The organism is Cupriavidus numazuensis, from assembly GCF_905397435.1.
Taxonomy (GTDB): domain Bacteria; phylum Pseudomonadota; class Gammaproteobacteria; order Burkholderiales; family Burkholderiaceae; genus Cupriavidus; species Cupriavidus numazuensis.
Genome location: NZ_CAJPVI010000002.1, coordinates 227,807 through 253,602, shown reverse-complemented (window position 1 = coordinate 253,602; position 25,796 = coordinate 227,807). Strand labels below are relative to the sequence as shown.

The 25,796-nt window shown below is 65.1% G+C and carries 20 protein-coding genes and 1 riboswitch; of the genes, 5 read left to right on the top strand and 15 right to left on the bottom strand.

Features of this window, described 5'->3' with window-relative positions:
* The first annotated feature begins 86 nt into the window (after positions 1-86).
* Complete coding sequence (locus KHO41_RS03255) at positions 87-1,289, top strand: ammonium transporter (protein WP_211951866.1); 1,203 nt, start codon at positions 87-89, stop codon at positions 1,287-1,289.
* 192 nt (positions 1,290-1,481) lie between these two features.
* Positions 1,482-2,309 (top strand): mechanosensitive ion channel family protein, encoded by an 828-nt coding sequence (locus tag KHO41_RS03250; protein ID WP_211951865.1) that lies wholly within the window; start codon positions 1,482-1,484, stop codon positions 2,307-2,309.
* 3 nt (positions 2,310-2,312) lie between these two features.
* On the opposite strand, the gene KHO41_RS03245 is transcribed toward KHO41_RS03250, so the two are convergent.
* Positions 2,313-3,533: a Bcr/CflA family multidrug efflux MFS transporter gene (locus KHO41_RS03245; RefSeq protein WP_211951864.1), complete on the bottom strand. Its 1,221-nt coding sequence runs from the start codon at positions 3,531-3,533 to the stop codon at positions 2,313-2,315.
* Positions 3,534-3,918: 385 nt separating this feature from the next.
* Between KHO41_RS03245 and KHO41_RS03240 the strand changes: the two genes are divergently transcribed.
* Positions 3,919-4,500 carry a hypothetical protein gene (locus tag KHO41_RS03240; RefSeq protein WP_211951863.1) on the top strand — a complete coding sequence of 194 codons (582 nt, stop codon included), beginning with the start codon at positions 3,919-3,921 and terminating at the stop codon, positions 4,498-4,500.
* Between the two features lie 52 nt (positions 4,501-4,552).
* On the opposite strand, the gene mdoH is transcribed toward KHO41_RS03240, so the two are convergent.
* The 3 genes from mdoH to KHO41_RS03225 all read right to left on the bottom strand — a co-directional run bounded on the left by mdoH (position 4,553) and on the right by KHO41_RS03225 (position 9,436).
* Positions 4,553-7,138, bottom strand: coding sequence for a glucans biosynthesis glucosyltransferase MdoH (mdoH, locus tag KHO41_RS03235; protein ID WP_211951862.1), 2,586 nt, complete (start codon positions 7,136-7,138; stop codon positions 4,553-4,555).
* Entirely contained in the window at positions 7,111-8,712 is a 1,602-nt protein-coding gene (locus tag KHO41_RS03230) for a glucan biosynthesis protein G (protein WP_376989551.1), read from the bottom strand. Before KHO41_RS03230 ends, mdoH begins: the two co-directional genes overlap by 28 nt.
* 352 nt (positions 8,713-9,064) lie before the next feature.
* A complete protein-coding gene (locus KHO41_RS03225) occupies positions 9,065-9,436 on the bottom strand; it encodes a hypothetical protein (protein WP_211951860.1) in 372 nt (123 codons plus the stop codon).
* Positions 9,437-9,743: 307 nt separating this feature from the next.
* Between KHO41_RS03225 and KHO41_RS03220 the strand changes: the two genes are divergently transcribed.
* A complete protein-coding gene (locus KHO41_RS03220) occupies positions 9,744-10,154 on the top strand; it encodes an RT0821/Lpp0805 family surface protein (RefSeq protein ID WP_211951859.1) in 411 nt (136 codons plus the stop codon).
* 14 nt (positions 10,155-10,168) lie between these two features.
* On the opposite strand, the gene KHO41_RS03215 is transcribed toward KHO41_RS03220, so the two are convergent.
* Positions 10,169-10,723: a surface-adhesin E family protein gene (locus KHO41_RS03215; protein WP_211951858.1), complete on the bottom strand. Its 555-nt coding sequence runs from the start codon at positions 10,721-10,723 to the stop codon at positions 10,169-10,171.
* An 80-nt stretch (positions 10,724-10,803) separates the two neighbouring features.
* Entirely contained in the window at positions 10,804-11,475 is a 672-nt protein-coding gene (gene ribB, locus KHO41_RS03210; protein WP_211951857.1) for a 3,4-dihydroxy-2-butanone-4-phosphate synthase, read from the bottom strand.
* 173 nt (positions 11,476-11,648) lie between these two features.
* A riboswitch (FMN riboswitch) is annotated at positions 11,649-11,812 on the bottom strand.
* A 190-nt stretch (positions 11,813-12,002) separates the two neighbouring features.
* Here ribB and KHO41_RS03205 point away from each other — a divergent pair.
* Positions 12,003-12,629 (top strand): acyloxyacyl hydrolase, encoded by a 627-nt coding sequence (locus tag KHO41_RS03205; RefSeq protein WP_211951856.1) that lies wholly within the window; start codon positions 12,003-12,005, stop codon positions 12,627-12,629.
* Here the strand turns inward: KHO41_RS03205 and KHO41_RS03200 are convergent.
* From KHO41_RS03200 to KHO41_RS03160, 9 genes are all read right to left on the bottom strand, one after another.
* The gene (locus KHO41_RS03200) at positions 12,617-13,501 is read right to left on the bottom strand and encodes a helix-turn-helix domain-containing protein (protein ID WP_211951855.1); all 885 of its coding nucleotides are present in this window, start codon (positions 13,499-13,501) and stop codon (positions 12,617-12,619) included. The two genes, KHO41_RS03205 and KHO41_RS03200, sit on opposite strands and share 13 nt — an antisense overlap.
* Positions 13,502-13,696: 195 nt before the next feature.
* A complete protein-coding gene (locus KHO41_RS03195) occupies positions 13,697-13,897 on the bottom strand; it encodes a hypothetical protein (protein WP_211951854.1) in 201 nt (66 codons plus the stop codon).
* 160 nt (positions 13,898-14,057) lie between these two features.
* Positions 14,058-22,286 (bottom strand): PLxRFG domain-containing protein, encoded by an 8,229-nt coding sequence (locus KHO41_RS03190; protein WP_211951853.1) that lies wholly within the window; start codon positions 22,284-22,286, stop codon positions 14,058-14,060.
* Positions 22,287-22,301: 15 nt separating this feature from the next.
* Complete coding sequence (locus KHO41_RS03185) at positions 22,302-23,339, bottom strand: hypothetical protein (RefSeq protein ID WP_211951852.1); 1,038 nt, start codon at positions 23,337-23,339, stop codon at positions 22,302-22,304.
* A gap of 9 nt (positions 23,340-23,348) precedes the next feature.
* Positions 23,349-24,188, bottom strand: coding sequence for a hypothetical protein (locus KHO41_RS03180; protein WP_211951851.1), 840 nt, complete (start codon positions 24,186-24,188; stop codon positions 23,349-23,351).
* Position 24,189: 1 nt separating this feature from the next.
* Entirely contained in the window at positions 24,190-24,645 is a 456-nt protein-coding gene (locus KHO41_RS03175; RefSeq protein WP_211951950.1) for a GNAT family N-acetyltransferase, read from the bottom strand.
* Positions 24,642-25,190 carry an aspartyl/asparaginyl beta-hydroxylase domain-containing protein gene (locus tag KHO41_RS03170; RefSeq protein ID WP_211951850.1) on the bottom strand — a complete coding sequence of 183 codons (549 nt, stop codon included), beginning with the start codon at positions 25,188-25,190 and terminating at the stop codon, positions 24,642-24,644. Before KHO41_RS03170 ends, KHO41_RS03175 begins: the two co-directional genes overlap by 4 nt.
* A 61-nt stretch (positions 25,191-25,251) precedes the next feature.
* Positions 25,252-25,443 (bottom strand): hypothetical protein, encoded by a 192-nt coding sequence (locus KHO41_RS03165; protein ID WP_211951849.1) that lies wholly within the window; start codon positions 25,441-25,443, stop codon positions 25,252-25,254.
* A complete protein-coding gene (locus tag KHO41_RS03160) occupies positions 25,440-25,790 on the bottom strand; it encodes a hypothetical protein (protein WP_211951848.1) in 351 nt (116 codons plus the stop codon). Before KHO41_RS03160 ends, KHO41_RS03165 begins: the two co-directional genes overlap by 4 nt.
* Between the last annotated feature and the right edge of the window lie 6 nt (positions 25,791-25,796).

Sequence of the window (25,796 nt, the reverse complement as noted above, 5' to 3'; positions counted from 1 at the left end):
CATGACGGTGCAACTCGCACCAGCATGCAGCCGATTCTGGAACGCTTTTTGCATACCCATGCTCCCATTTTGAGCATGAGGGACCTATGGACAATTGGAAGACTGGCACCGACGCCATGTTCATCCTGCTTGGCGCAATCATGGTGCTGGCCATGCATGCGGGTTTCGCCTTCCTGGAACTGGGCACGGTACGCAAGAAGAACCAGGTCAATGCCCTGGTAAAGATTCTGGTGGATTTCGCGGTTTCCACCATTGCGTACTTCTTCATCGGTTATACCGTCGCCTATGGCGTGCAATTCATGTCCGGTGCCGAAACGCTGGCACAAAAGAGCGGTTACGAACTGGTGAAGTTCTTTTTCCTGGCGACATTTGCCGCGGCCATTCCGGCGATTATCTCCGGTGGCATTGCCGAGCGTTCCCGCTTCAATCCGCAGTTGTGTGCCACCTTCGTGCTGGTCGGCTTCGTCTATCCGCTGTTCGAAGGGATCGCGTGGAACCAGCGCTTCGGCATCCAGGAATGGATCACCCATCTGACCGGCGCGCCGTTCCATGATTTCGCCGGCTCTGTGGTCGTCCATGCGGTGGGTGGCTGGATTGCCCTGCCTGCGGTACTACTGCTCGGCGCACGCCGCGGCCGCTACCAGAAGGATGGCCGCATCAGCGCGCATCCGCCGTCGAACATTCCGTTCCTGGCACTCGGCGCATGGGTGCTGGCGGTGGGCTGGTTCGGCTTCAATGTCATGAGCGCCCAGACCGTGGACAAGATCAGCGGCCTGGTCGCGATCAATTCGCTGATGGCCATGGCCGGCGGCACGCTGGCGGCCTGGTGGGCCGGCCGTAATGACCCCGGCTTTGCCTACAACGGCCCGCTGGCAGGCCTGGTCGCAGTCTGCGCCGGCTCGGACCTGATGCACCCGCTGGGCGCGCTGGTGACGGGCGCCGTCGCCGGCGTGCTGTTCGTGCATTTGTTTACGCTGGCGCAAAACAAGTGGCACATCGATGATGTCCTGGGCGTCTGGCCGCTGCACGGCCTGTGCGGCGCCTGGGGCGGCATCGCGGCTGGCATCTTCGGCAGCCATGCGCTTGGCGGGATCGGTGGGGTTTCGCTTGGCGCGCAGCTGATCGGCACGCTGCTCGGCATCGTGATTGCCGTAGCGGGCGGCACGATCGTCTACGGCACGCTCAAGAAACTGGTCGGCATCCGCCTGGATGCCGAGGCCGAATTCAATGGCGCCGACCTGACGCTGCACCGCATCTCGGCCACGCCCGAGCGCGAAACGAACTGGTAAGTCCCAGCAGGAACAGGCCCTCGCGCGGGCCTGTTCCTGACAATTCTTTGCTTGAACTTCCCCGGATGGCATGGCAATAATTGCCGTGCCCGAAGTCTTGCGCCGTAAAAGCGCGCAAGATTTACCAGACAGTCTTCGCAGTTCTTCGTTTTCCAGCCGGCACTTGCCGGCCAACAAACAAGGGGAATGCCGATGGATGCGTCAACGCTGGAGAAGTTGCAGGTCGTGGTGATTGCCTACGCCACGGAGTTCGGAGTCAAGATCCTGGCCGCCCTGGCCTTCTGGATCATCGGCCGCTGGCTGATCCATGTCGTGGTGCGGATGGTACAGAACGCGCTGGGCAGGCAGCAGGTGGATCCGACCCTGCTGCGCTACGTTGGCTCGATCGTGACCGTGGCGCTGAACGTGGTGCTGGTGATCGGCATCCTCGGCTACTTCGGCATCCAGACCACCACCTTCGCCGCGTTGATCGCCGCGGCCGGCGTGGCCATCGGCATGGCCTGGTCCGGGCTCATGGCGAACTTCGCGGCCGGCGCATTCCTCGTGGTGCTGCGGCCGTTCAAAGTAGGGGAATTCGTCACCATCGGCGGCGTTACCGGCACCGTGCGCGAGATCGGGCTGTTCGCGACGACACTCGATACGCCGGACAATGTCCTGACGGTGATCGGCAACAACAAGATTTTCTCGGACACGATCCAGAACTTCAGCGCCAACCCGTTCCGCCGCGTGGAACTGAAGGCCCAGCTCGCCGGAAGCACCGACGCGGCCGCCGCCGTGACACTGCTCAAGGAGCGCATCGCGGCGATTCCCAATGTCCTGGCCGATCCGCCGGTCGATGTCGAGATCCTGGAATTCACGCTGGTCGGGCCCGTGCTGGCAGTCCGTCCGTACTGCCACAACGACCATTACTGGCAGGTGTATTTCGACACCAACCGCATCATCCGCGAAAGCTTTGGCCAGGCCGGCTATGCCGCGCCCATGCCAGCGCAGATGGTCGTTGTGAAGAACGCAGCGGCCTGAGCCTCAGGCCGCTGCACGCGCCGACGACCCGGCGCAAGCCCACGCGCGCAACGCTACCGCGCCCATGCCGCACGCGGCCATCACGACCGCGAGCGGCAGGGCCGTGCCATCGTGCCACAAGCTGACGGCGGCGCCGGCCACCGTACCAAGCGAAAACTGCAGCGTGCCCATCAGTGCCGATGCGGTCCCGGCACGATGCCCCTGATGCGTCAGCGCCAGTGCCGATGCATTGGGTGTGATACAGCCCAGCGAGCCGATAAAGACAAAGAATCCGGCCAGCAGCACGGGTAGCACCAGCACGCCCGCCAGCGCCGCAGCGGCCAGCATCAGGCCTGCTGCGCATGGCGCGAGCACCGCGCGCCGGAGCACGCTATCCAGCGTGCGGCCGTGGACCAGACGCGCATTGAGTTGCGACATGCCGATCAGCCCGAGCGCATTGGCACCGAATACAAAGCCATAGTGCGAGGGATCGATGCCATGAAGCTCGATCAGCACGAACGGCGAACCGGAGATATACGCGAACATTCCCGCCTGCCCGAAGCCGGCTGACAGCGAATAGCCGAGAAATTCACGGTCCCGCAGCAATCCTGTATAGCTTGCCACGATGGCGCCGGGATGCAGCGGTGCAGCACGTTCGCGCGGCAGGGACTCTTCCATGCGGAAATGCACCAGCGCCAGGATCAGCAGCCCCGCCAACGTCAGCAACCAGAAGATCGCGCGCCAGCCCGAGGCACTGAGAATGGCGCCGCCCAGGATCGGGGCCAAGATCGGGGCCAGGCCCATCACCAGCATCATCGACGAGAATGCCCGGGCCGATTCATGGGCTTCGAGCCGGTCGCGGATCACGGCGCGGGCCATCACCATGCCTGCGCAGCCCCCCAGTGCCTGAAGAAAACGCCAGAGCATCAGCGACTCCGCGCTGCGCGCCATGGCGCAACCGGCCGCGGCCAGGGCGTACAGGCCAAGGCCAACGTACAGCGGGGGCTTGCGTCCGAAACGGTCGCTGATCGGGCCGTAGAAGGCCTGCCCCAGGGCCAGACCAACCAGGAACGTGCCCAGCGTCAACTGAATCTGGCCGATATCCACGCGCATGTCCGCGGCCAGCGCCGGGAAGCTGGGCAGGTACATGTCGATCGAGAGCGGCGCAATGGCCGTCAGCGAGGCGCAGATCAGCAGCCAGGCGGGGAAACGCGCAGCCTTCTGGCTGCCAGAGGATTGGGGCATCAGTGTCAGTCCGGGAGTCCGTGCCGGCGCAAGCTGCGTTCGTCAGCCATCCGCCAGAGCGCGAATTGTTGCACAGCATGACAAATCTGGCTGGAAAGGCAAAGGTTCAATGTCTGCGACATTTGCCCGCCGGCGTTGTCCAGTGTCGCCATGCCCCGCCAACGACGGGTTCGGCAAATATCCTAATCTTGGCAGTATTGGATTGCGTGACAGTTTGCGCGGCTGCGGGGAGAGACAGGGCTGCTGTCCGCCGATTACCGTGTGGCGCCGCTTTCACGCGAATGGGGGTGGAGGGTACAATGCGAGCCTGACGGCTCTGTCTATGCGGCAGACCGATGGCCGCGCAGAGATGGGCGACAGGTTTGCCCCGGCAACGTTATCCTGCATGAGAATACGACACACGCCGCTCACTGCTTCGCTTGGCTCAGCCGCTCTCGCGGCTGCACTGCTGCTGCCATGGCCAGTGCAAAGCGCCCCGGCACCATTGCGCACGCCACCCGCCTCGGCGCCTGCGGCCGTATTCGATGAAGCCGACGCACTGTCCCGCATGCTCAAGGGCGCGGCGACAGGCCAGAATACCGGTGCGGCGGGCGTGCCCGAACTGCTGCGCAGTACCAACCGGCCTGACGGCGTGCTGGCGCGCGCCTGCCGGCTGCTCAATGACGCCCTGCCGATCGAGATCGATGGGGAAACGCGCTTGCGGCGCTGCCAGTCGACACCCGGCAAACACGTGTTGTTCCAGCTCGAGCTGACCAACTACCGCGGGCCGATGCTCGACCTTGCCAGCTTCGAGGTGAACTACGCCGCGCCGCTGCAGCGCAATATCTGCGCCAATCGCGACGTGGAAATCCTGACCAAGCTGGGCGTGAGCATGATGTTCCGCTACATGACCCGCAACGACCGCGGCGAACGCCGCGTCGGCGACGTCTACATCAACTCGCCGATCTGTACCTCAGCCTTGCGCTGACTGACGTTGCGGAATCCGCCCGAGGGGCGCGGCAGCGCCGCGCCTTCCCTGCTCAGGCGACGCGCGGGCGCAGCGGCAAGACGTTGGGCGCGCGCCGGACCAGCAGGCGGATATTCTTCCATCCCGCATCGGCCAGCGGCGATCCCCACACGAGTTCATGCAGCTTCGACAGCGCGAACGGATCGCCCAGCAGGATATGGCGCTGCGAGGCCGTCAGCGCGCGCGGGCCACCGGTCAATGCGTGCTGCACCAGCGCGGCGTGGCGTTCCCTGGCCGACTCCGGCTGTACGACACGCGCCGAAGCCGTGGCGCACATCAGGGCATTGGTGACCGGGTCGACCACGGCGTCGACGAAATCCGGCGTCTCGGTGGCCTGTTCCACGTGCTGCTGCGTTTCGACGATTTCCCGCGGCGGCAGGGCTTCCTCGGGAATCATGAACAGACCCGCTTCGCGCGAAGCGCGGCCGAACGACACCCGCGACAACATGACCGACAGCGGAATCGACAGCGCCAGCGAGCCGACAATCGGCAGCAGCCACAACACAAAGGACGGATTCAGCCAGTACACCAGCGCGCCCCATGCCAGGCCCAGCAGCGTGTGCGAACCATGCCGGCGCACGGCTTCACCCCAGGTCGTTTCCGCATCCTCGCGCGGCGGCGATTTCCACGAAATCCCCCACCCGCTGTAGGCCGCGACAACGAACTTGGTGTGGAACAGCATGCGGGTCGGCGCCAGCAACGCGGACAGCACGACCTCGATCAGCATGCTCAGCACGAGCCGGGGCAAGCCGCCATACTGGCGCGCCTGCCGCACCAGCAGCAGCACGCTGGCCACCTTGGGCAGGAACAGCAGTGTCGCCGTGGCGGAGAACAGCGCCAGCGCCTTCTCCGGATGCCATTCGGGCCAGGTCGGGAACAGCTGATACGGCTGCGTGAAATATTCGGGCGGCACCAGCGCATGCCGGGCCAGCATGGCCGTCGACAACAGCAGGAACAGGAACCAGAGCGGTGCCGACAGGTAGGCCATGATCCCCGTCAGGAACACCGCACGGTGCACCATGTGGAAGCCCTGCTTCAGCCACAGCCGGAAGTTCATCAGGTTGCCCTGGCACCAGCGGCGGTCGCGCTTGACCTCGTCGAGCAGGTTCGGCGGCAGTTCCTCGTACGAACCGTGCAGGTCATACGCGATCCACACGCCCCAGCCGGCGCGGCGCATCAGTGCGGCTTCGACAAAATCGTGCGACAGGATCTCGCCCGACAACGGCCCGCGGCCAGGCAGCGGCGCCAGCGCGCAGTGTTCCATGAACGGCTTGACGCGGATGATCGCGTTATGGCCCCAGTAGTGCGATTCGCCAAGCTGCCAGTAATGCAGGCCTGCCGTGAACAGCGGGCCGTACACGCGCGTGGCGAACTGCTGGACGCGCGCATAGAGCGTTTCGCGCCCCACCGCCAGCGGCGAGGTCTGGATGATGCCCGCACCCGGGTTGGCCTCCATGAGCCGCACCAGCGTGGCCAGGCAATCTCCGCTCATCACGCTGTCCGCATCGAGTACCACCATATAGCGATACTTGCTGCCCCAGCGGCGGCAGAAGTCGGCCACGTTGCCAGTCTTGCGCTTGACCCGGTGGCGGCGCCAGCGGTAGAAAATCCGGCCGAATCCGCCTACCGCGCGGCACACTTCCATCCACGCGTCGGCCTCCGCGGTGCGCAGGTCCGGGTTGCCGCTGTCAGACAGGACAATGAAATCGAAGTTGGCCAGATGGCTCGTGCGCGCGAGCGATTCGTAGGTCGCGCGCAGGCCGGCAAAGACGCGTGTCACGTCCTCATTGCAGATCGGCATGATGACCGCCGTACGCGCATCGGGCGCCAACGGCGCATCCGGTGCGGCCGAGCGCGAAATCAGATGCCGGTCGCCGCCCTTGGCCAGCACCAGAAAGCCCATCATGGCCGTCCAGAAGCCCGCGGATACCCATGAGAACAGCACGGCGAACAGGACCAGGATCGCGATCTCGAGCAGATCGGCGCCGTGGTACGGCAGTACCTTGGTCATGAAGTAGGTGGCCAACGTGGTCTGCGCCACCACCAGCCCCAGCAGGAACCAGCGCCGGTGCGAACCGGCGGGATGCCATTTGCCTTCGGCATCCGGGCCGTCATGCAGTGTGTCCCACGTCTCCGGCACGGGCGGGCGTCCCAGCATGCGGCGCCAGGTGTTGCGCACCCAGCCGGTGACGATATGCGGCGGCCACTGGCGCGGCACCATGGAACTGCGCTGCGGTTCAGGGCCAGTGTCGACATGTACCGTGCCGTCGGGCCTGCGCTTCAGCAACGATTCTCCGGCAACTTGCGGATTGCCGTAGGCCAGCGAGAACCGCCGTCCCACCGATCCGTAGGTCGAGCCGCCGGGCTCGGGGGTTTCGCCTTTGGCCGGCTCGCGTGCCGACAGCCTGGACTGCAACTGCTCGATGGCCGCCTGGGCATCGCGGGGGTCGATGGCGATGCCCGTAGAAGCCGGCATGGACGGATCGGCCAGCAGTTCGCTGCGCAGTTCGGACGATACGGGCAGGCGGTCGACATAGCGCTCGCATGCCGCTGCCTGGGCCGGTCGCTGCTTTAGCCTGGGGGTAAGATGTAGCTCCACGTCTCGGATAAGGTTGTATTACCGTTGCGAAGATAGCCGCGCAACTCAACCGGCTTGTTGGCATCCTTGCGGCGCATCATCATGGTCATGCGCCAGCCGCCAGTGGCGTCGTTACGCTGCACTGACGTTTTCAGAAGTTCGGCATTGGCGTCGGCCGACACCACCGGGTCGATGCGCACATCGGCCGGCAGCTTGCGGAACGCCGGGCCTTCGAAATCCACCACCAGCGAGAAGCTGGTGTCTTCCTTGTTGCGCGTGACGCCCTGCCCCATGCGCGTCTGCGTAACCCACGACAGCGGCGGCATCTGTTCGCCGTCCTTCTGCCACATCAGCCGGTACTCGTAGTCGAACGGCTGCTTGGGCTTGGGCGGGTTGTCAGGCACCCAGTACGCAACGATGTTGTCGTTGGTCTCGTCAGGGGTCGGGATCTGGACCAGTTCCACGCGGCCCGAACCCCAGTTTCCACGCGGCTCTACCCAGCCGCTCGGCCGCCGCTCATACCATGCGCCAATTTCCTGGTAATTGCCGAAGCTGCGGTCGCGCTGCATCAACCCGAAGCCCTGCGGATTGGTCGCGGCAAACGACGTCACCAGCAGCCGCTTGGGATTGACCAGCGGACGCCATACCCATTCCCCGGTGCCCAGATGGATGGAAAGGCCGTCCGAGTCGTGCACCTCCGGCCGGAAATCGGCTTCGGTCGATGGCTGGTTCTCGCCAAACAGGTACATGCTGGTCAGCGGCGCCAGGCCGAGCTTGGTCACGTTCTCGCGCAGGAACAGGCGGGACTTGACCTCCATGGACGTCTCTTCACCGGGCTTGATGACGAAGCGATAGGCACCGCTCACGCGGCGCGAATCCATCAGCGCATAGATCGTCAGCTGCTTGTCCGATGCGGAAGGCCGTTCGATCCAGTATTCGACAAAACGCGGAAATTCCTCGCCGGAATTCAGTGCCGTGTCGACGGCGAGTCCGCGCGCGGACAGCCCGTACCACTGGTCCTTGCCCAATGCGCGGAAGTAGCTCGCACCAAGGAAGGAAGCGAGTTCATCCTTGCGCTTGCCCTGGTTGAGCGGATACAGCACGCGAAAGCCCGCAAAGCCCAGGTTTTTGAGCCGCGCAGCATCGACCTTGTGCGGACCGTAGTTGAACGCCGTCGGGTCGAAGCGGAATTCGCGCACGCTGCCGCTGACCACTTCGTGGATCCGCACGGGCTGGTCAAAGACCATGCCTTCGTGGAAGAACGACAACTCGAACGGCAGCCGCGCACTGCGCCACGCAAAGCGTTCAGGCTTGTACTCGATCTCGCGGTACTGCTCGAACGACAGCTCGCGCAATTCGCGCGGGAGACTCTGCGCGGGCGCCTTGTACGGAGAGGCCGCCAGCTGCCGTGCCCGTGCGGCAACGGTATCGAAATCGAACGCATGCGCCGCCATGGCAAGCACGGCAAGCGCACTGCCACCCAGCCACCGGGCCATCCGTACACGAACCCTGCCCGACACCCCGCGGTTGCGGACACGGACAAAAGACCGTGCGGGCGATGGTTCGGACAGGCGTGGCGTGGCGTTTGATGACATGAATGCCCAGATTGGAAGCGTGGACGGTGCGGCCGGCTCTTGCGGCCGGCACAACGGATGACTTGGGGAACACTGCGGCCCACCAAGCAAGAGACAGACCTGGCATGGCCACGTCTGGCCCGAGGCGCGAAAAAACCGAGCCTGCTGGCCCGGCGTCGCTGGATTGCGGTATGCGACAAACCTTAACAATTCGAGACTCAGAAGTCACGTTTCGATCACGCAAGGTTTGAAACAAAATGAAACCCACGCCGCTGCAAAGGCGCTTTACACCTTTGCAGCGGACGCCTGTGTCGGCGCGCGGCCACGTCAGGGCACGGCTCGCGCGTCAAGGGTCCCGGCTCGCTACGAAGCGCTATTGCTTCGCGCCGTCGGTATAGGTGTCGAACTTGCCTTGCTTCGCGCCGTCGGTATAGGTGTCGAATTTGCCGGCCTTGGCACCGTCCGTGTACGGATCAGACTTGCCAACGCGCTGAGCGCCCTGGATCGGCTCGAACTGGTCGGTACGCGCACCCGGGGCCAACGACGTCACATTGTCGGACTTGGCGCCTTCGGTATAGGGATCAAATTTGCCTGTCTTGGCACCGTCGGTATAGGTGTCAAACTTGCCGGCCTTCGCACCATCCGTATAGGGGTCGAACTTGCCGCCCTTGGCGGGCGACTGGGCGTGCACGACTCCGAATGCGGCGGCGAGCGCGAGGCCGAGGGTAAGATGGCGCAGCTTCATGGGGACTCCTCTCGCGGTGATTTCGCGTTGTGCCCCGCTGCCTGTCGATGCGGATGGCGTTGCGGCAAGCATCAGTGGCAACAATCAACGCTAGGCCAGTGCAAATCGCCTGTCAACCGCACCATGACGCATGCGGCGCGAAAGGCGCCGCCCGTGGACCGTCGCACCACGGTGGGGTCGGAAACCCCTTTCCAGCAAGACGAATGTGCGCCCCTTCCTCTTTGTGAACCGGGTTCTTACAATGCACTTGCCTGCGGCGGTGGCCCGCCGCTTTCAACGTACCAGAACGTACCGAAAAGGAACCATCATGCTGTCTCGGCAAGCCCGACGCCTCTCTACCGTTGCCCTGGCCAGCGCATTGGGTACCACGCTGATGTTCGCCGTGACCACTCCCGCCCGGGCCTATTTCGACAGTTACCTCTCCGGGACCATCATCGGCAAGATGAGCAAGGATGAAGCCGCGTCGTTCGCGAAGTCCGTCCGCAAGGCGTTGAACGATACCGCGGACGGTCAATCGATTTCGTGGGAGTTTCCGGCCACTGGCAAGCGCCTGCCGGTCGAGGGCACGCTGACGCCGGTCACTACCAAGACCGACCAGGGCCAGTCCTGCCGACGGCTCAAGACCGACCTCAAGCGCGGCAGTGCCGAGGAGCACTGGGCCGGCTGGTTCTGCAAGCAGAAGGACGGCCAGTGGAAGTCACGGCACGTCGCTGAGTAACAATTTCCTGCCGCTCAGCGGCACAGCCTTCGGAGCAGTTCAGCGGCCACCGAGCCGCTGGCCGCTGGCTGGAAGCGCGACGACTGCGGCGAGCGGATGGTGTAGAGCGCCTCGCCCTTTCCAAAGCGCTTCGTGTAGAGCGTCTGCTCGACCACGGCCACCATCGACGATGCGCAGTTGAGCACCATGCGCTTGAGCGAAGACCGGATCGGTTCGCCGCTCGTGGTACGGATCACGCCCGACGGCGCATTGCGCATGACGACCACACCGACTTCCGGCCCCGCACGCTTGACGGCGAGCTGATCGAAATACGAAATCACGCCGTTGGCACCCATCAGCGGAAGCCAGCGCTGCGGATCCGGCGCCGCCGGATCGGGCGCGGCAAGCACTGCGCAACCTTCGCGCGGCGTGGAGCGGAAAACGGTAGCACCAGACGCTTGCTGGCACTCGTACAGCCCTGCGGCAGCGGCAGGACGACTGTCGTAGGCAGCGCGGGGTTCGGCGTGGGCGGCCACGCTAATGGTGCAGCCGAACAGCACGGCGGCGCATCGAAATATACGAAAAAGCATTGAATCGCCCTCGAATTGACGGGAAAAACGAGCCGCATTGTCGCATAGGCTGCCGCGCTTGCCGACCCGGGCGGCACAATTCAGCCGTGGATTTCTCGCCACGCCACGAGATCGGCGATGGTCAGGATCGGCAGACGGAACATCTCGGCAAACGCCAATGCCTCGGGACGACGCGCCATGGTGCCGTCGGGATTCATCAGTTCGCAAAGCACTGCGGCCGGTGACAGGCCGGCCATCCGCGCGAGCTCGACCGAACCTTCGGTGTGTCCGCGCCGCACCAGCACCCCGCCATCGACCGCGACCAGCGGGAACACATGGCCGGGACTGACGACAGCATCGGTGCCGGCATCCTCGGCAATCGCCGCGCGGATCGTGGTGATGCGGTCCACCGCGCTCACGCCGGTGGTAACACCCTCGCGCGCTTCGATCGAGACGGTGAATGCCGTTCCATACTGGCTGCGGTTGTTTTCCACCATGGGACGCAGGCCGAGCTGACGCACCTTGTCGGTCGTCAGGCACAGGCACACGATACCGCTGCATTCGCGGATCATCATCGCCATGTTGGATGGCGTCAGGCACTCGGCGGCCAGGATGAGATCGGCTTCGTTTTCGCGGTCGTCATCGTCGAGCAGCACGACGGGACGCCCTTCGCGCATGGCATCGAGTGCCTGTGCGATGCGCAGGGCCAATGGACGCTCGTCGGCATCGGCGGCAAGCGTGATGGAATCGGATTCGTTGGAGAGGCTTGGCATGAAACGCTCCTTGCTAGCTGATCAGTGGGCGTTTCAGGGGAGGATCAACGAAAGCGCGCAAGCAACCGCACGGGCGCACGACATGGAGGCGCGACACCGTACGCCGGACGTCGATGTCCGAACGCGGCAAGCACCATCCATGCCCTGCAACCGAGGTTGCCAGGCACGCTTCCGCCCATCTTCTTTCATCCGGACTATGACCGTCGGCCCTGGCCTCGCACCAGGTCTGCTGACCCTGCACGGGAGGTGCAGGCGCTCGCGGGCTCGCCGCATCGTACGCGAACGCACGCTGCGACATACCGCCGGTGGGGACTTTCACCCCGCCCTGAAGACGTAACGGTGCCGGCAATGCCGCGTGAAGCCTCAAGGCATGACGCTGGAACTGCCGGCGAAGCGATGTTAGCACGACTGTTCGTTTTTCCTTGGCCAGCAGCGTGGCCCATCGTGTACTACAACTAGGTTAGGTGTGATGAAAAAGGGACTGTGCGCGCCGCCCCCCGCGCTTCCCGACAACAACGAGCCAACCCATGCGACTGCTGCCCGAAGCCCGGCCTGGCTGTGCTGCTCCCCTAACCCTGCGCCATCTCCCTTTTCCGGCGCAACGTATCCGACAAGCTGCACTGGCCGCAGTGCTGTCGGGCGCGGCATTCGGGGCCAGCGTGGCGCAGGCGGCCCCACCCATTCCCGCCGTGCAGATCGGCTATGGCATCGACACCAGCCATGATGTCCAGAAAGTGGAAGCCGCGTTCCTGTGGGACTCCGGCTTCGCGTGGGGCAATCCCCAAGGGTGGCTGCTCGACCTGCAATGGGAGGTAAATGTTGCGCGCTGGCATAGCACCAGCAGCAATAACCCGCGCAATCCATGGGAGCTCGGGTTCTCGCCGGTGGCCAGGCTGGCCTGGAAGCGTTACAGCTGGGTACCGTTCCTGGAGCTGTCCGTCGGCGTGCGGTTGATGAGCGAGACGCGAAGTTCCGATGACCACGTTTATGCGACCGCATTCCAGTTTTCGGAGTATGCGGGCGTGGGCGTGGCGTTCGGCAAGGAACAGCAGTTCGCCGTGGGCTATCGCTACCAGCACATTTCGAATGCCGGGATCAAGGAACCGAATCCCGGCACGGGTTTCAGTACCGTTTACGTGCGTTACCGCTTCTGAGAAGACGGAGGCGAATCTTGCTCCAGCGCCTCGAAGACCTCGCGCGTGGCATCGTCGGCCGGGAAGAAGCACTCGATGCGCATTTCCTGCAGCGTGACATCCTGTGGAATGCCGAGCGTGGTGATGGTCGAAAACAGCGAGGCTCGGAACGCGCCGGCGCGCAGCGTGACCGGCAGCACAGGCGGCGGCGGACCGTCCGTCGCCTCATCATCCGGCAACAGTGCGCCACCGGTTCCGACCATGTCGGGATGCCAGACGGCAATTCGCGCAAAAATCTCCCGCGCGACCTCATCGTTCGCCTGAACCTGGAGTTCCTGCCAGACACGCCGCAGCAGGTAGCGGCCGACCTGCCGCGCGTTCTCGATCACGGGCCACAAGCCATTCGGATCAAACACCGTCAGCATCAGGTTGATACGGCCGCCACCGTCCCCGAGTGCCGCGGGCACGCGGCCATCATCGAGCAGCACATCGAGCATGCGGCGGTAGGCCGCGTTGGCGTCGACAAGATTCCAGAAGCGGTCGAGCACCACCGCCGGGAACGGCTCCTGCTTGGCAAGGATCAGCGAAATGGCCTGCTGCACCATCTGCAGCGGCGGAGACACCAGCTTGTGCTCGCTGTAAGCCGGCGCAAAGCCACCCGCCAGCAGCATGCGGTTGCGCTGGCGCAGCGGTACGCCGAGCCGTTCGGCCAGCGCCAGCACCATCTCGCGGCTGGGCCGGGAACGGCCGGACTCGAGAAAGCTGATGTGGCGCTGCGACACGCCCGCCGCCAGCGACAGCGCGAGCTGGCTGTAGCCGCGCCTGCCGCGCCAGTAGCGCAGCAGGTCGGGAAAGTCGAGAGCGGTCTCGGAGCCGGGCGTCAGGGTTTCCATGTGACGTATTACAGCATGTACCGCGCATGCGAGCGACTACCTGAGAGGTAGTTAGAATGATTCAGAAAAATATCATTTAGATTCAAAGACTTACGTCCGCATCTGGCACGCCATGGACAACACCGATCTGCACAATGGCGCACTAATAAAATCAACAACTTACAACGTGGTTCTAGACGGCTATTTCTAGCGCACCTAGTCGACGCCGGGCTCTCGGTTGAAATGCGGGCAGGCATGCACGCATGGCGCGTACCGGTTGTGCCAACACTCGAATTTCAAGTAGTCCCAGCCGTACCCCTGCTCGACATAAATGAGGGGCTTCGAGCACTTGTAGCAGATGTGATCATCGGGAATCTCGTATGTCGGCTGCGGCGGCCGCTGAAGGTCGATGGTCATGGCGGATACCTGTATATTCATACAGTATAGCCAACGTGGATTGGTGCGGCTGTCGGGCAGCACCCGATACCCGCGCATGCCCGGCTGGCACAGGCGGTTGATACAGTGGCCAGCCGGTAGCCAGCGCCGACCCTTTCCGCCCACCCCCATGCTGCTTGCGTCAGTCTTCCTCGACAGAGGATCGGAGTTCGGTCGCCATTCGCCCGCGCAGCCCCTTCGGCGCACCCTTCAGCATCCGGTCAGCGCTCGGCGTGGCCATCTGCTTCGCCTGACTGATCAGTGACTTGTTGCTGATGATGATCGGCGACTCGGGATTCTTCTCGTTCCAGTCCTTGAGCCACGCGGCAGCCTTGTCCTGCATGCCCTTGTCGCGCTCGGCCAGGCCGCGCACCCAGAGGTCCATGATGTCGCCCTGCACCTTCTTGACCAGGGCGATGTCCTGCTTTGCCGGCATCCGGCGGCGGGTATCCTCCGCGACCTTCGTCGGCGTGAAACCGAGCCCCTTGACGACGGCTTCGCCGAGGCCAACATCGGTGACCTTGCGGCCCTTGTAGTCGACGGCCTTGTCGGTCATGGCCATTTCCAGACCGGCCGCGGCGTTGCCAACTGCCTTGGGCATCACCGCCATGACGGCACGGCCCGGCTGCTTGGCGGTCCACGCGTCGTACGAGTCCATGCCGGCGGATACCAGCGCGCCCGCAGGTCCGATCACGTCGGTGACCTCCCGCGTGCGGTCCTTCGCCTCGGCGGGCTTCAGCAGGCCAGTGCCCGGGATCAGGTTACCCAGCCCGACGCGGCCGGCGAAATCCAGAGGCATCATGGACGAGATGCCGTAGAGCGCGAAGTCGCCCGCCGTCCTGCCGAGGATCTGGTGTGCCCACTTCCGCTTGTCGCGTAGGAGGTTGGTGTCGTAGCCGAGCGCCTGGCCGATGGTGTCGACAAGGTCGTTCACGTCCTGCGCGAACGGCAGCCCCTCTTCGCCGGAGGCCAGGAACAGCACGGCCATCATCATGAGCACGGCTTTCTTGCCCTCCGGTCCGGCGCGCCACATGCGGCGCAGCAGCTCCAGATACATGATGCTGTACTGCTTGAAGGTCATGAGCAGGCGGCCCGGCGTACTGCGCGCCCAGTTCGGGCGGTTCACCTTGTTGAAGATGCCCTGAGTCTCGTTGACAGCGCGCGCGGCGAACTCGTAGGGGTCTGCCTGGTCGGTGGCCTTGGCCAGTTCCCATGCCGCCACGAAGGTCAACTTTCGGTTGAACGACTCGGCCGCAGCGAACATCATGCCCCACAGGGTCATAAAGCCTTCCATCCGCGCCCGCATGCTCTCGGTGCTCTCGCCCAGCTTTGCACCCACCTTCGGGATGCTGGCGAGCCGGCGCGCGATCGCGGCAGACACGCCTTGGGCGCCCTGCGAGTACAGGTGGAAGATTTCCTGCGCCTCCACGATGCCTTCTTGGTTGGCACGCTTCATCGCCTCGCGCAGACCCTGGTCGGCGATCTGCTTCTTGCCAAGGGCGTAGGGCATGGCCTTCGCCATCGCGGCGGCCGTGCGGCCGGCGCCCCACTGCGCCAGGTACGGGCCCGTCATCATGAACGGCTGCGACAGGTTGACCACCGCCGACGCCACCGAGCCACCGAGGAAGTAGGCGAACATGATGGAGCTTGCGCCGGCGCCGCCGTCGTTAGCATCCGCCAGATAATTGCGCAGCGCGATCGCCTCATCCTTCACGTCGCCCTTTGCCCTCGGCACAGCCCGGATGGCGTTGTTCAGGTCGCGCATGTAATAGCGCTGGGCGGCGAAGCGGCCGTTCGACGTGATGAAATTGGCCAGGACGCGCGGCAGATCGGTGCTGTATCCCTCGATCGCCCGGCGGCCAAGCCGGCGCTTCAGGGCCGAGCGCTCGGACAGCGCCTGCTGGTAGAACTTCTGGGTCGCCTCATCCTTGCCGATCACATCGCCGAACAGCGCGACGGTCTCCGGCGAGATCCCGGTGAACAGCTCATGCCCCTTCTGGTCCTTCTTGCCGCGCGTCACACGCACGTCGCCGCGGTCTGCGTACTTAGCGCGCAGCTTGTCGGCGGCGCGGATAGCCTCGGCCTCGGTCTCGAAGATGCCAAAGTACAGCGTCTTGGGCTGGTCGTCCTCGTCGCGAAGCACCTCACCGTTCGGCCCGACCTCGTTGGCGTAGACGGTGTATTTCCCGAAGCGCATTAGCGGCGCATAGCCTGCCTTCTTCAGGTCGTCGGCGCGGTCGAAGATTTCCTCGATCTTCTGGCGGGTCTCGGTGTAGGGCTTCAGGGCGGACTCGATCGCCTCGGCGCGCTCTGCCTCGGTCTTTGCCCCGGCACTCTTCTTCGTGGCGCGCTCCAGCATGCGGATCTGCTGGTCAATGGCCGACAGAAGCGCCGCGCGGGCGCCAGCCGGGTTGTGCATCACTGTGTTCCGCATGCCCTTCGGCACGAAGCCTTGGGCCATGGCGTAGGCTTCTGCCGCCGCCACCTCATCGAGCGAGGCATTGATCGCTGCGCGCGCCTGCTGGTACAGGCGGATGCCGCGGGCGGACAGGCCGAACTTCTCCTTCAGTTCCTCGGGCGTCCACACTTGCCCTTGGGCGACGGTCGAGCCTGCAGTAGTGCCGGCGAAGATCGCATTGGTGGCGCCCACCATTTCCTTGTCGCGCTTGCGACCAAGGACAAGCTGACGCAGCGCGGTACCGAAGGCGTCAACCTTGGGCAGAAGGGCTGGCGCCAGTTCGGCGGGTCGCACCGATGCCATGGAAACTTCGTTCTGCATGGCGAGCGCGTAGCCGAACACCCGGCCGAAGTGCTCGTCCTTGAGCGCCTTGTTGTACTGGGTGCCGACAGTCTTGTCCCACCCACTGATCGTGTCGACAGATCCTTCCTTACCAGAGCGCGAAAGGATGCGGAACAGGTTCATCTGCGCGGCGTCGCGCGAGCGCGAGAACTGCATGCCAGGGGCATCGACGTTCTCGTCGCGGGCGAAGGCCGCAGCTGCGGTCGGCAGACCGATATGCGTGCTCCCCTTGACCGTGGTACCGAAGACGTCGGCACGGGCATCGGCGAGCAGTCGGAACGTCTCGGCCTCGCTCTTGCCCTCCAGCCAATCGGCAACGGCTTGCAGGCCGATCTTGCGCAGACCAGCCTGCAGCGCAGCGAGCAGCTTGCGCACGGGCCCGGCCACCGGCACGGTAGCGGCCATGTCTGCCAGCGCCTCTTCGACGGCCAGCAGCTCGGCGTTGCGCTTGGCTTCTGCGTTGGACTGGCCAGCGTCGCGGTTCATCATGATCGTGTCGACGCCGTACTGCTCAAACCACTCATCGGCCGCGCGCGCGATCTTCGGATTGGCGCGGCGGATCCGGTCCATCATCTCGGCATACTGCTCGGCCGGCAGGATCGCGCGCATGCCCTTGTGGCCGTAGACCTCATGGAACACGACGGCCTGGGCGCGCCCGGCGCTCGGCAGGTTATCTGCGATCAGGTAGACCTTGTCCGACTTCGGCAGATAGAAGCCTTCGACGCGGCCATCTTCACCGGCGGAGCGCAGGTAGTTCGCCAAGTGTGGCGGCAGGTCGTCCACGGACTGCACCACCTCTACCCCACCCTTCGGACCGGCCTCCCACTGCGCCGCGATCGGGTCGATCATGGCGCGAAGGTCTTCAGCCGTGACGCGGCCGGCTGCTTGGGTGCGGGAGAACATCATCCCCTGCGCGGCGGCATCCTCAGCAATCTTGCTGTTCGCCGAAGCCTCCATGCGCTGATACTCGTGCCAGCGGTCCTCGGCCTTGATCAGGTCCAGGCGCAGGGCCGACTTCTCGCCGATCGGCGCATCCTTGATGGCTTGGCGCAGATCCTTCACGCGCTTGAACGCAGCCGCTTTCGCTTCCTTGGCGGTGTGCAGCATGCCGTGGGCAGTGCTTTCGACATCGGACTTGCGCGCCTTCTTCGGCGCGGCGGCGCGCTTAGTACGCAACTGCTTCTCCGTCTTCGGCTTGGCACGCGCGCCGGGCGCCGGCTCGCCCTTCTCGCGCCGCTCGAGCATGGCGTCCACTTCCCCGATGCTGGGGCCGTCGTCCACCAGGCGCTGGGTGATGGAGTAGATCACGCCCTGCGGCAGGCTGGATTCCTCGAGGTAGCGCATCAGGTCAGAACGGGTGATGTCGCCATTCATGTAGGCGACCACCTGATTCTGCGCGGCTGCAGTGTCCTTTGCCTGCTTGCTCGATCCCATCGGCGCGACTACTGGCCAGCGGTCCTCGCCCGCGAGCGGTGCGCGGCGCTCGGCGCGGCCGTCGCGGTTGCGCTCAATCGGCTCAGCATCATGACCAGGCTCGGCGCCCGGTTCTTCGCCTGACGATTGCTCGGCAGTCGCTTCCTCGGCCGCTTCCGGCTCAGGGCCGCGACGCGGCGCATTAGGGAACGGCTTGCCGTCCGCGCGCGATTCGGTGTAGGTGGCTTCACCATCCGGCACGCGGGCAACTGGGCCAGCATCCAGCGCGCGCTGGTCCGGCATGGTCGCATGCGTGCGGGCATCCTGGGGCTTGCCGACACGGACATACTCGTCGCCAACCTTGCGAACCTCTTGGACCGTAACGCCCCAGCCATTGCCATCGGCGGCTGGGTGAAAAGCCAGCACTTCGTCGAGTAGCCCGCCGTAGCCCTTCACGATGTTGCCGGGGGCGAAGTAGTCGACCAGCTTCTGCGCGCGCTCGGCGCGGAGTTGCTTCTCGGTCTTCTTCTTGGGCTTGACCGGCTTCTTGTCTACGGCTTCGACAGGTGCGGCAGGCGTGTCGATTTTTGCCGGTGCCGGCTCTTTCGACACTTCGGTGGCTGGCGCTTTGGCCTCGCGCCTAGCCTGCTCGCGCGCCGCCTTTGCCTGCTTCTCCGTCTTCGGCTTGCCCACCTTGGGATTCAGCGGCTTGGTGGTGTCTCCATCCTTCAGCCAGGCTTTGAATTCGTCCATCGACATGGCCGTGATGGCGCCTGCGCCCTTCCAGCCCTGCTCATAGTTGGCGAGGTAGCCAGCGCGCGCGGCGGCGAGCGACGGGAATCCGAGAAGAACCTTATGCTCATCGTAGCGGCCGGTGCGCGGGTCGATCTGGTCGACCACGAAAACCTTGGTGCTTTCGGGCTTCGGCCCGATGAAGACGTCGACGTGGTCGCCGTCGGCGCCCTCGGTGCGTTTGATGTACCCGTAGTGATTCGCCATCTCCACCGACCACGGCTTGCCGTCGGCATCCTTGCCGCTGCGGGTCGAGCCGCGCGGGTTCTCGATGGTGATGTCCAGGCCGTGCACGGTGGCGTGGCCCATCTTGTAGTTGCCGGCAGCCTTCTGCGCGTCGGTCGGCTCTGGCCGGTCATTGACTGGTGAGGTCGCAGCCTCATGCGCGGCAGCCTCTACCTGAGCAGCAGTCTGGTCCGCGGTGCGGCGCTGGATCTCAGCGTCAACACGGTCCCGCTCGGCGGTGGCCATCTTGTTCCAGCCCCCATTGGCGCGGGCCTGATCGCGGATGTATGCGGCGCGCTCGCGCAGCTGCTCGTCCGTCATGTCCGCCAACGCTGGCGGCGCAGCCGTAGAATCCGTCGGCGTTAGTGCTGGCTGGCCGTCGGTGTTGCCGTCTGAACCAGGTACAGCATTACCGCCAGATGCTGGAGCCGTGGGCACTCCGGCACTTCCGCCGTCTGCACCAGCCGGTAAAGCTCCGGCACTTCCAGCGGCCTCATCACCTGCCACAGCTGCATCCGGCGTAGGGCCTCGTCCGTTGACATCATTGGATTGGTCGGGAGCAGGATTTCCATCGGCAGCGTCCTCATCGAATCCATAGAAGCGGGCGAGCGCGGCCACGTCACCGCGGCTTTGCTCGAGCACGGTCATTTCCTGCTGCTCGTCCGGGGTGAGCGCCTGGCCGGCGATTTCACCATCCACCGGCTTGCCGTCCGGTCCCGCCTGCACCAGCGCTTCGCCGTCACGCTTTGCCGCGAGGCGGGCATAGCGCGTCTGGGCGAAGTCCAGAACCTGCTGGGGGTCATAGGTGGCGGGCACAGCGGGCGCCGGCTGGGCGGCTGCCTGCACGGGCGGCTCTGCTTGCGGCACGTCAGCGGCGGGAGCGGCCGCGGGCGGCACCGGGGCGGCGGCTTGCGCTGGCACTGGTGCGGCGGGCGCGGCCGGCACGGTGCGCTGTGCGGGCAGTAGCTCGGTCGGGTCCATGCCGGCTTCGGCGGCCATCTCGCGTACCACCTGCTCGGCGGCTTGAGTGCTCGCGTGTGCCGGGCGTTGCGGTGCCTGCCAGAAGTTGGCCGCCTTGTTCAGTGCCTGCTCGCGCGCCTGGTCTGCGGCCAGCGCTTGCGACGACTGGCTCTGCGCGCCCTGCAGGTGGCGCACGCCAGCCGATACGCCGGTCGTGCCGCCCATCATCAGGCCGCCCTGCATGACGGTCTGCGCGAGGGTGTCGCCCGCCTGCTGCAGGTACTGGGCCAGGCCTGCTTCCAGATTCGCGCCGATGCCCGGGACCTTGTCCGTGAGGAACTGGCCAAGCGTGGTCAGCTGCTCGCCCGGGATTTCCTTCAGGATGCCCTTGGCCAGCACGCTCGCAATGTCCTGCGTGCCTGCGCCCTTGGCGGCCAGCTTCATGGCCTGCAGGGTATTGCCGAGCCCGAACTTCTCGCCGATCACTTCGAAGGCACCGAAGATGCCCGCGCGGGTGGCGGCTTGGCCGCCGTCCAGACCCTGCGCCCGGCCCTGCCCGTATTCCTGCCCAAAGGTCTGGGTGAACATAGCGGCGAGCGGCACCACCTCCGTACCGGTGGCCACGCCAGCCAGCAGCGCCGGCAGTTGCTGGGCGATCGAGGACACAGCGCCCTCGAAGTTGCGCTGCAGGCCGTCACCCTTCTCCCCGATCGCCGCCGTGCGGCGCTGCGAGTCGGCAATGCCTTGGCTGGCGATATCGGCAAATTCTTGGTTGCCGGTGGCATCGAACAGTGCCTGCGCCAGGCCCAGCGATCCGACCTTGTACCCTTCGTAGCCCTTCACCGCGGCGCGGATCAACGGGTGCGACAGCGGGCCCTTGTTGAAAGCCTCCTGCGCAGCGAAGTCGAAGTTGCTGGCGCCCATCGTGCCCAGCTCTGCGCCCGGGGTGACGCCGCGCTCGGCGCCGGTGCGCGCAAAGGCATCGGCGGTCTGGTGATCGGCGCCTTCAGCGGCCAGCCGCCCGGCGCGCGCCTCGGCCCGGGTGTCGAACTTTCCGGCAGTCGGCACCTGCGGGGCATCGTTGAACTGCCCGGTGCGCTCGCGCACCAGTTGCCCGACTACGCCATCGGTCTGGGCCATGCGCTGGCGCTCGGCCGGCGTGGCAGCGTCATAGGCGCGGTTGACCTGATCGCGGAATTCCGGGGTAACTGGTGCGCGCGAGGTGTACGACTTGTCGGCGGGCGCGGCGCCGGGTTGCCCCATGACGCCGAGTTTTCCAGCCGGCGCGGTGGTGGCCGACGGCGCGGATAGCGCGGCCGGATCGATCGCCGCGCCCTCGGCGCCCGCTTCGCCCTGCCCCATGGCGCCCAACACCGCGCGGCCAGCGTCCGCCAGGCCAGAGCCGATGCGGCTCATCAGGCCGGGCTGCTCCACCTTGGCGTTCGGTCCCTCGATCTCCGATGCTCGCTGCAGGAAAGCGGCGCGCTGGCCGTCTCGCTCGGCGGCGGGCAGGTGCGGGGCGACGTAGCGATCGAAGTAGGCGTTGCGCGCCTGATCCTTCTGGCTGTCATCAAGCCCAGCCCACTGCGGCTTCGCGATGAAGTCGCGGTACTTCGGTGCCTTGCTGATGTCCTGCGCGGGCTGGGCGGCCTTCGCGTCCGGTACGACGGCATTGCCAACACGGGCAAGCACGTCCTTCACGTAGGACGACACGTATTTGCCGTTGCTGTCCTTGCGATCTTCCTTATAGGGGGTGTCGCCGCTGGTGTTGACGTTACCTTCGCCGGAGAAATAGCCAGCGGCCAGACGGCCCGCGTCTGGACCGAACCGGTCGGCCATGGTCTTCAGGTAGCGCACGCCCACCCGGAAGTTGTCCTCCGGACTATCGACACGCTCATTGCCGCGCTTGAGGCGGTTGAACGTATCGGGAATGACCTGCATCGGCCCGATCGCGCCGTCCGTGCTGGTGCGCGCGTTGGTTCCGCTGTTGGTCTCCTGCCCGTAGATGCCCATCACAATGGGCTTGATCGCGTCGGCGCCCTCTTCCGCAATGATCCGACTGACGGTGGCCGCATCAATTGGCGTGGTGCCGCCACTGCGGCGCGGGGAACCCGGCGCCTTGTCTTGCGCTCCAGCCGGTGTGTTCGTAAGAGAGAGACTGCCGAAGTCCTGGAGCGCCATGAGGGATTTACTCGCCTATTTAAAGAGTTCTGCCACCTTTGGGTCGAGTGTATTGACGGGGTTGGAATTCGAGGCTGACGGCCGGCCGCTGCCGTTGAGGCGGTCGAACATATCGCCGAAAACGCCTTCCTGCTTGCGCAGCTCGTCCGCGCCCATGCCCGGCATGATCGAGCCCTTCATCATGTCGGCAATGAACCCGGCCTTGCCCTTCTCGCGCGCCGTCCGCAGCTTGTTCCATGCCTCGTTGGCATCCTTGGCGACGCCGTTCTGCACCATCCAATCCATGGTGGCCACCTCTGCCGGCTTGTGGCCGTTCTTCTCTGCCATGGCTTCCGGCGAGGTATAGACCGGCGTGACATTGCCGCGGCTGTCGGTGCGAACGAGGCTCTTACCCACGGTCTTGAAGTCGTACTTGCGGCCGATCGCACGCAGGTTGTCCATGTCGGTCGCGGACAGCGCGACAGCAGGCTTGCCGGACGAATCGATCAGTGCAATGCGTTCCTTGCCGTCGTCGCCCTTGAGCATGCGCACGTCGGAGATTTCCGGGCCTGTCAGGTCGCCGAAGATCCCGGCCGAGCGGATGCCGTTGGCATACTGCACGACCTGCCCTTTGGACCCGCTGTCGAGCACGTCGACCAGCTTGGCCAGTGCCATGCGCTGCGCGTCGGCGTTCTGGATGGCGCCCTCGGTCAGCTGCATGCGCAGTTTCTGCGGGAACTGGGCGAAGTCCTGGTCGGCCTGCATGCCCTGCATGTCGACCTGCTTGCGAGCGGTTTCCCGCTGGCGCGGGAGCAATTCCTTCTGAAGGCCAAGCTGCGACGATGCAATCTCCGCACGCTGCGGGACAAGGCCAAGCTCGGCATTGCTCTGCGCGGCACTCAGTTGGTTAGCGGCCGTGCGCGCCGCGGCGGCATCGGCCAGTCCCGGCTGATTGGCATCCATCTGCGCCGTGCCGTACTCGCGTTGACGGTCCTGGTAGTCCTGCGCCTTGACTTCGCGGTCGCGCGCCTGGTAGCCGCCATATGCGGCAAGGCCGAGTCCGAGTTGCGACATGTGATCCCCTTATAGGCCGAAGCCGTAGTTCGGTGTGCTGACGGTCGGAATACCGCCGTTCGAGTAGCCGCCGTTGGTCGGCGCCGTGCCGAATGCCGTGCTGCCGCCGGTGCTGAACGTCGAGCCCGTGCCCACGTTGGAAAACGTTTGGCCAGACCCAAGGCCGGGAGAGTTGGCGCCGTTCCATGCAGAGGTCAGCCCCCTCGTGATGTCGCTGCCCAGCGCGCCGAGCCCTGCCGCCTCATTGGCGCCGCGCGTGTAGGCGGCATTTGCCTGATTCGCGCTCTGACCGGCCACGGCAGCCAGCCCTGTGCTCGCCTGTGCCGGCAGCCCCTTGCCGAGACTGAGCATGTCCGACTTGCGCGCCCACGCGGTGTCTTGCACGTTCTTGCGTGCGGTGTTCTGCGCGACGGCATCGGAGGCGGCTTGCTGCCGGTCCAGGTCGGCGAGGCCCGCGGTGTATGCGTTAGAGCTCGTATCCATCCCTGGCGTGCGCGTCAGCCTATCGCGCGCATTGCTGAAGGCTTGCGACACGGCGCCAGATGCCTCGCCCGCCGCGCGCTCATACTGGGCCGGCGTGTCATAGTTCTGCGCTGCGCTAACCATGGAATCTTCGAGCGGCGCATAGACCGTCTTGTATCGATTCCACTGATCCTTGGCGATTGCTGCCTGGGTGGCGGTCGCATCCGAGGCGGTCGCGCTGGCGCCGCTGCCGCTGTCATCGGCCAGAATCGCCCCGCCCACCGTCGACACAGCCGCACCGGCGACGGCGGCGCCGACGGCCACAAAGCAGAAGCGCGCGGCATCCATGATCGAGAGGGAACCGCGCTCGCGTTTCAGACGCCCCATGTCAGACTCCGATGAATTTCGTATAAAGCGATTCCGCCTCGCGGTAGCCGAGCCTGATCAGGATTGGGCCCATGTCGAGGCTCTTTTTCGTGCCAGTGAAGAGCTTCTTTGCGCCGCGCGCGGATAGATGCTTCTCGGCCTGCCGGAACAGGTTGACGCCGACCATGCCCTTACGGGCATCCGGGCGCACGTAGTAGACGTCCGTGATTGCGACCAGCGTCGTGCGGTACCGTATATGCGGGCGGACGATGGCAATGTGGTAGCCCACGATGGCGCCGTCGCGCCGCACGGTGAGCACCTGCAGTTCGCCGATCCGGTGCAGGTGCAGGTAGGCGGCCTCATCCACATCGAGCGGGATGCGATCGCGATCCGTGCCGACTTCTTCCCAATGCTCTCGCCATAGCGGCCGGATTTCATTGACGATGTCAGGCCAGGCCTCTACCTGGTAGGTGATCATTTGCCCGTCCTGATATCGATGACCATGTGCACGCGGTCCTCGGCGCTGTTGTTGAAGACCTCATGCACCTGTGTGTTGTCGAACCAGTAGACCTCGCCCGTGCGCATATTCACCTGCTCGTCGCCAGCGCGAAAGATGCAGCCGGGCTCTCCCAGCAGTACGACGTGGAAGCGCTCGTAGTAGGTGGCCGGAGCGCCGGCATCGGCGTGCGGAAGTATCCGGCCGCCTGGCTTCAGCCGGGTGATCATGCAACGTCCAAGCCGCTCGCCCTGCACCTTGGCCATCAGACCGAAGATCAGCGCGCGCGCCTCGGGCAACTCGGCCAGCGCGGGGAAATTGATGCACTCGGTGTCGTCAATGACTTTCGCCGGGTCGTTGTCCGGGACCACATTGAAGCGCAGCAGGATGTCGTCCACCTCGGCGTGCGCGGTGCCCGGGTGCGTGGTGCGGATAGGGTTGGCGTTCCACAGGTGGCGCCGTTGTGCGACTGCCAGCAGCAGCGGAAGCACATCGACGCTATCGGCCACCTTTACGAAATTGCGCATGGAAGTGGGATTCAGGGAGGGGGTGATACCTGATCCTATGCGCCGCCAGCCAATTCGAGGCTTACCCAGCGGGCCGCACGGGGTACTTGACCTTGACCGCGCGGACTTGCTCGAGCATGGCGCGCGCCGGCTCTGGCACGTCCGCCGGGTCCATCGCGGCGAACGCCTTCCAGATCGCGTCGAGCTGGTCGCCGATATCGGGGTATTCGGCCTTGCGCTTGGCGCGCGGGTTGCCCTGGTGGATGATCTTCATGCGGTCACCTCGAAGGCAGCATCCAGATACGGCCAGGCTTCAACGCGCACCGCGAACGTGCCGGCGTAGGGAAACGACAGTTCAGCCGTCACCTCACTGCAAGGGTATGCATCGCTGTCGATGTGGATCGTGCACGGTACCGGCAGGCTGGCGAGCGCATGCCCGCTGATCGTTGCCGGGTTCGTCGGCCGATTCGCCGCAGCGCCGTCCGCCACATACTGGGTCGCCGGGTCCAGCGTGCCGGACACCGCCGTTTCGCCGGCCAGCGCCTGGCGCGCGATCCACTCTTCAAACGGCACAATGCCGGTGCGGATCACGCGGCCGGTCGCGTCTGCCACGGAGAACATGAAAGG

Bases quoted from the DNA above. Each gene is read 5' to 3' on its own strand.
- KHO41_RS03255 (WP_211951866.1), top strand. From the start codon at position 87: ATGGACAATTGGAAGACTGGCACCGACGCCATGTTCATCCTGCTTGGC.
- KHO41_RS03250 (WP_211951865.1), top strand. From the start codon at position 1,482: ATGGATGCGTCAACGCTGGAGAAGTTGCAGGTCGTGGTGATTGCCTAC.
- KHO41_RS03245 (WP_211951864.1), bottom strand. From the start codon at position 3,533: ATGCCCCAATCCTCTGGCAGCCAGAAGGCTGCGCGTTTCCCCGCCTGG.
- KHO41_RS03240 (WP_211951863.1), top strand. From the start codon at position 3,919: ATGAGAATACGACACACGCCGCTCACTGCTTCGCTTGGCTCAGCCGCT.
- KHO41_RS03230 (WP_376989551.1), bottom strand. From the start codon at position 8,712: ATGTCATCAAACGCCACGCCACGCCTGTCCGAACCATCGCCCGCACGG.
- KHO41_RS03225 (WP_211951860.1), bottom strand. From the start codon at position 9,436: ATGAAGCTGCGCCATCTTACCCTCGGCCTCGCGCTCGCCGCCGCATTC.
- KHO41_RS03220 (WP_211951859.1), top strand. From the start codon at position 9,744: ATGCTGTCTCGGCAAGCCCGACGCCTCTCTACCGTTGCCCTGGCCAGC.
- KHO41_RS03215 (WP_211951858.1), bottom strand. From the start codon at position 10,723: ATGCTTTTTCGTATATTTCGATGCGCCGCCGTGCTGTTCGGCTGCACC.
- ribB (WP_211951857.1), bottom strand. From the start codon at position 11,475: ATGCCAAGCCTCTCCAACGAATCCGATTCCATCACGCTTGCCGCCGAT.
- KHO41_RS03205 (WP_211951856.1), top strand. From the start codon at position 12,003: ATGCGACTGCTGCCCGAAGCCCGGCCTGGCTGTGCTGCTCCCCTAACC.
- KHO41_RS03200 (WP_211951855.1), bottom strand. From the start codon at position 13,501: ATGGAAACCCTGACGCCCGGCTCCGAGACCGCTCTCGACTTTCCCGAC.
- KHO41_RS03195 (WP_211951854.1), bottom strand. From the start codon at position 13,897: ATGACCATCGACCTTCAGCGGCCGCCGCAGCCGACATACGAGATTCCC.
- KHO41_RS03190 (WP_211951853.1), bottom strand. From the start codon at position 22,286: ATGGCGCTCCAGGACTTCGGCAGTCTCTCTCTTACGAACACACCGGCT.
- KHO41_RS03185 (WP_211951852.1), bottom strand. From the start codon at position 23,339: ATGTCGCAACTCGGACTCGGCCTTGCCGCATATGGCGGCTACCAGGCG.
- KHO41_RS03180 (WP_211951851.1), bottom strand. From the start codon at position 24,188: ATGGGGCGTCTGAAACGCGAGCGCGGTTCCCTCTCGATCATGGATGCC.
- KHO41_RS03175 (WP_211951950.1), bottom strand. From the start codon at position 24,645: ATGATCACCTACCAGGTAGAGGCCTGGCCTGACATCGTCAATGAAATC.
- KHO41_RS03170 (WP_211951850.1), bottom strand. From the start codon at position 25,190: ATGCGCAATTTCGTAAAGGTGGCCGATAGCGTCGATGTGCTTCCGCTG.
- KHO41_RS03165 (WP_211951849.1), bottom strand. From the start codon at position 25,443: ATGAAGATCATCCACCAGGGCAACCCGCGCGCCAAGCGCAAGGCCGAA.
- KHO41_RS03160 (WP_211951848.1), bottom strand. From the start codon at position 25,790: ATGTTCTCCGTGGCAGACGCGACCGGCCGCGTGATCCGCACCGGCATT.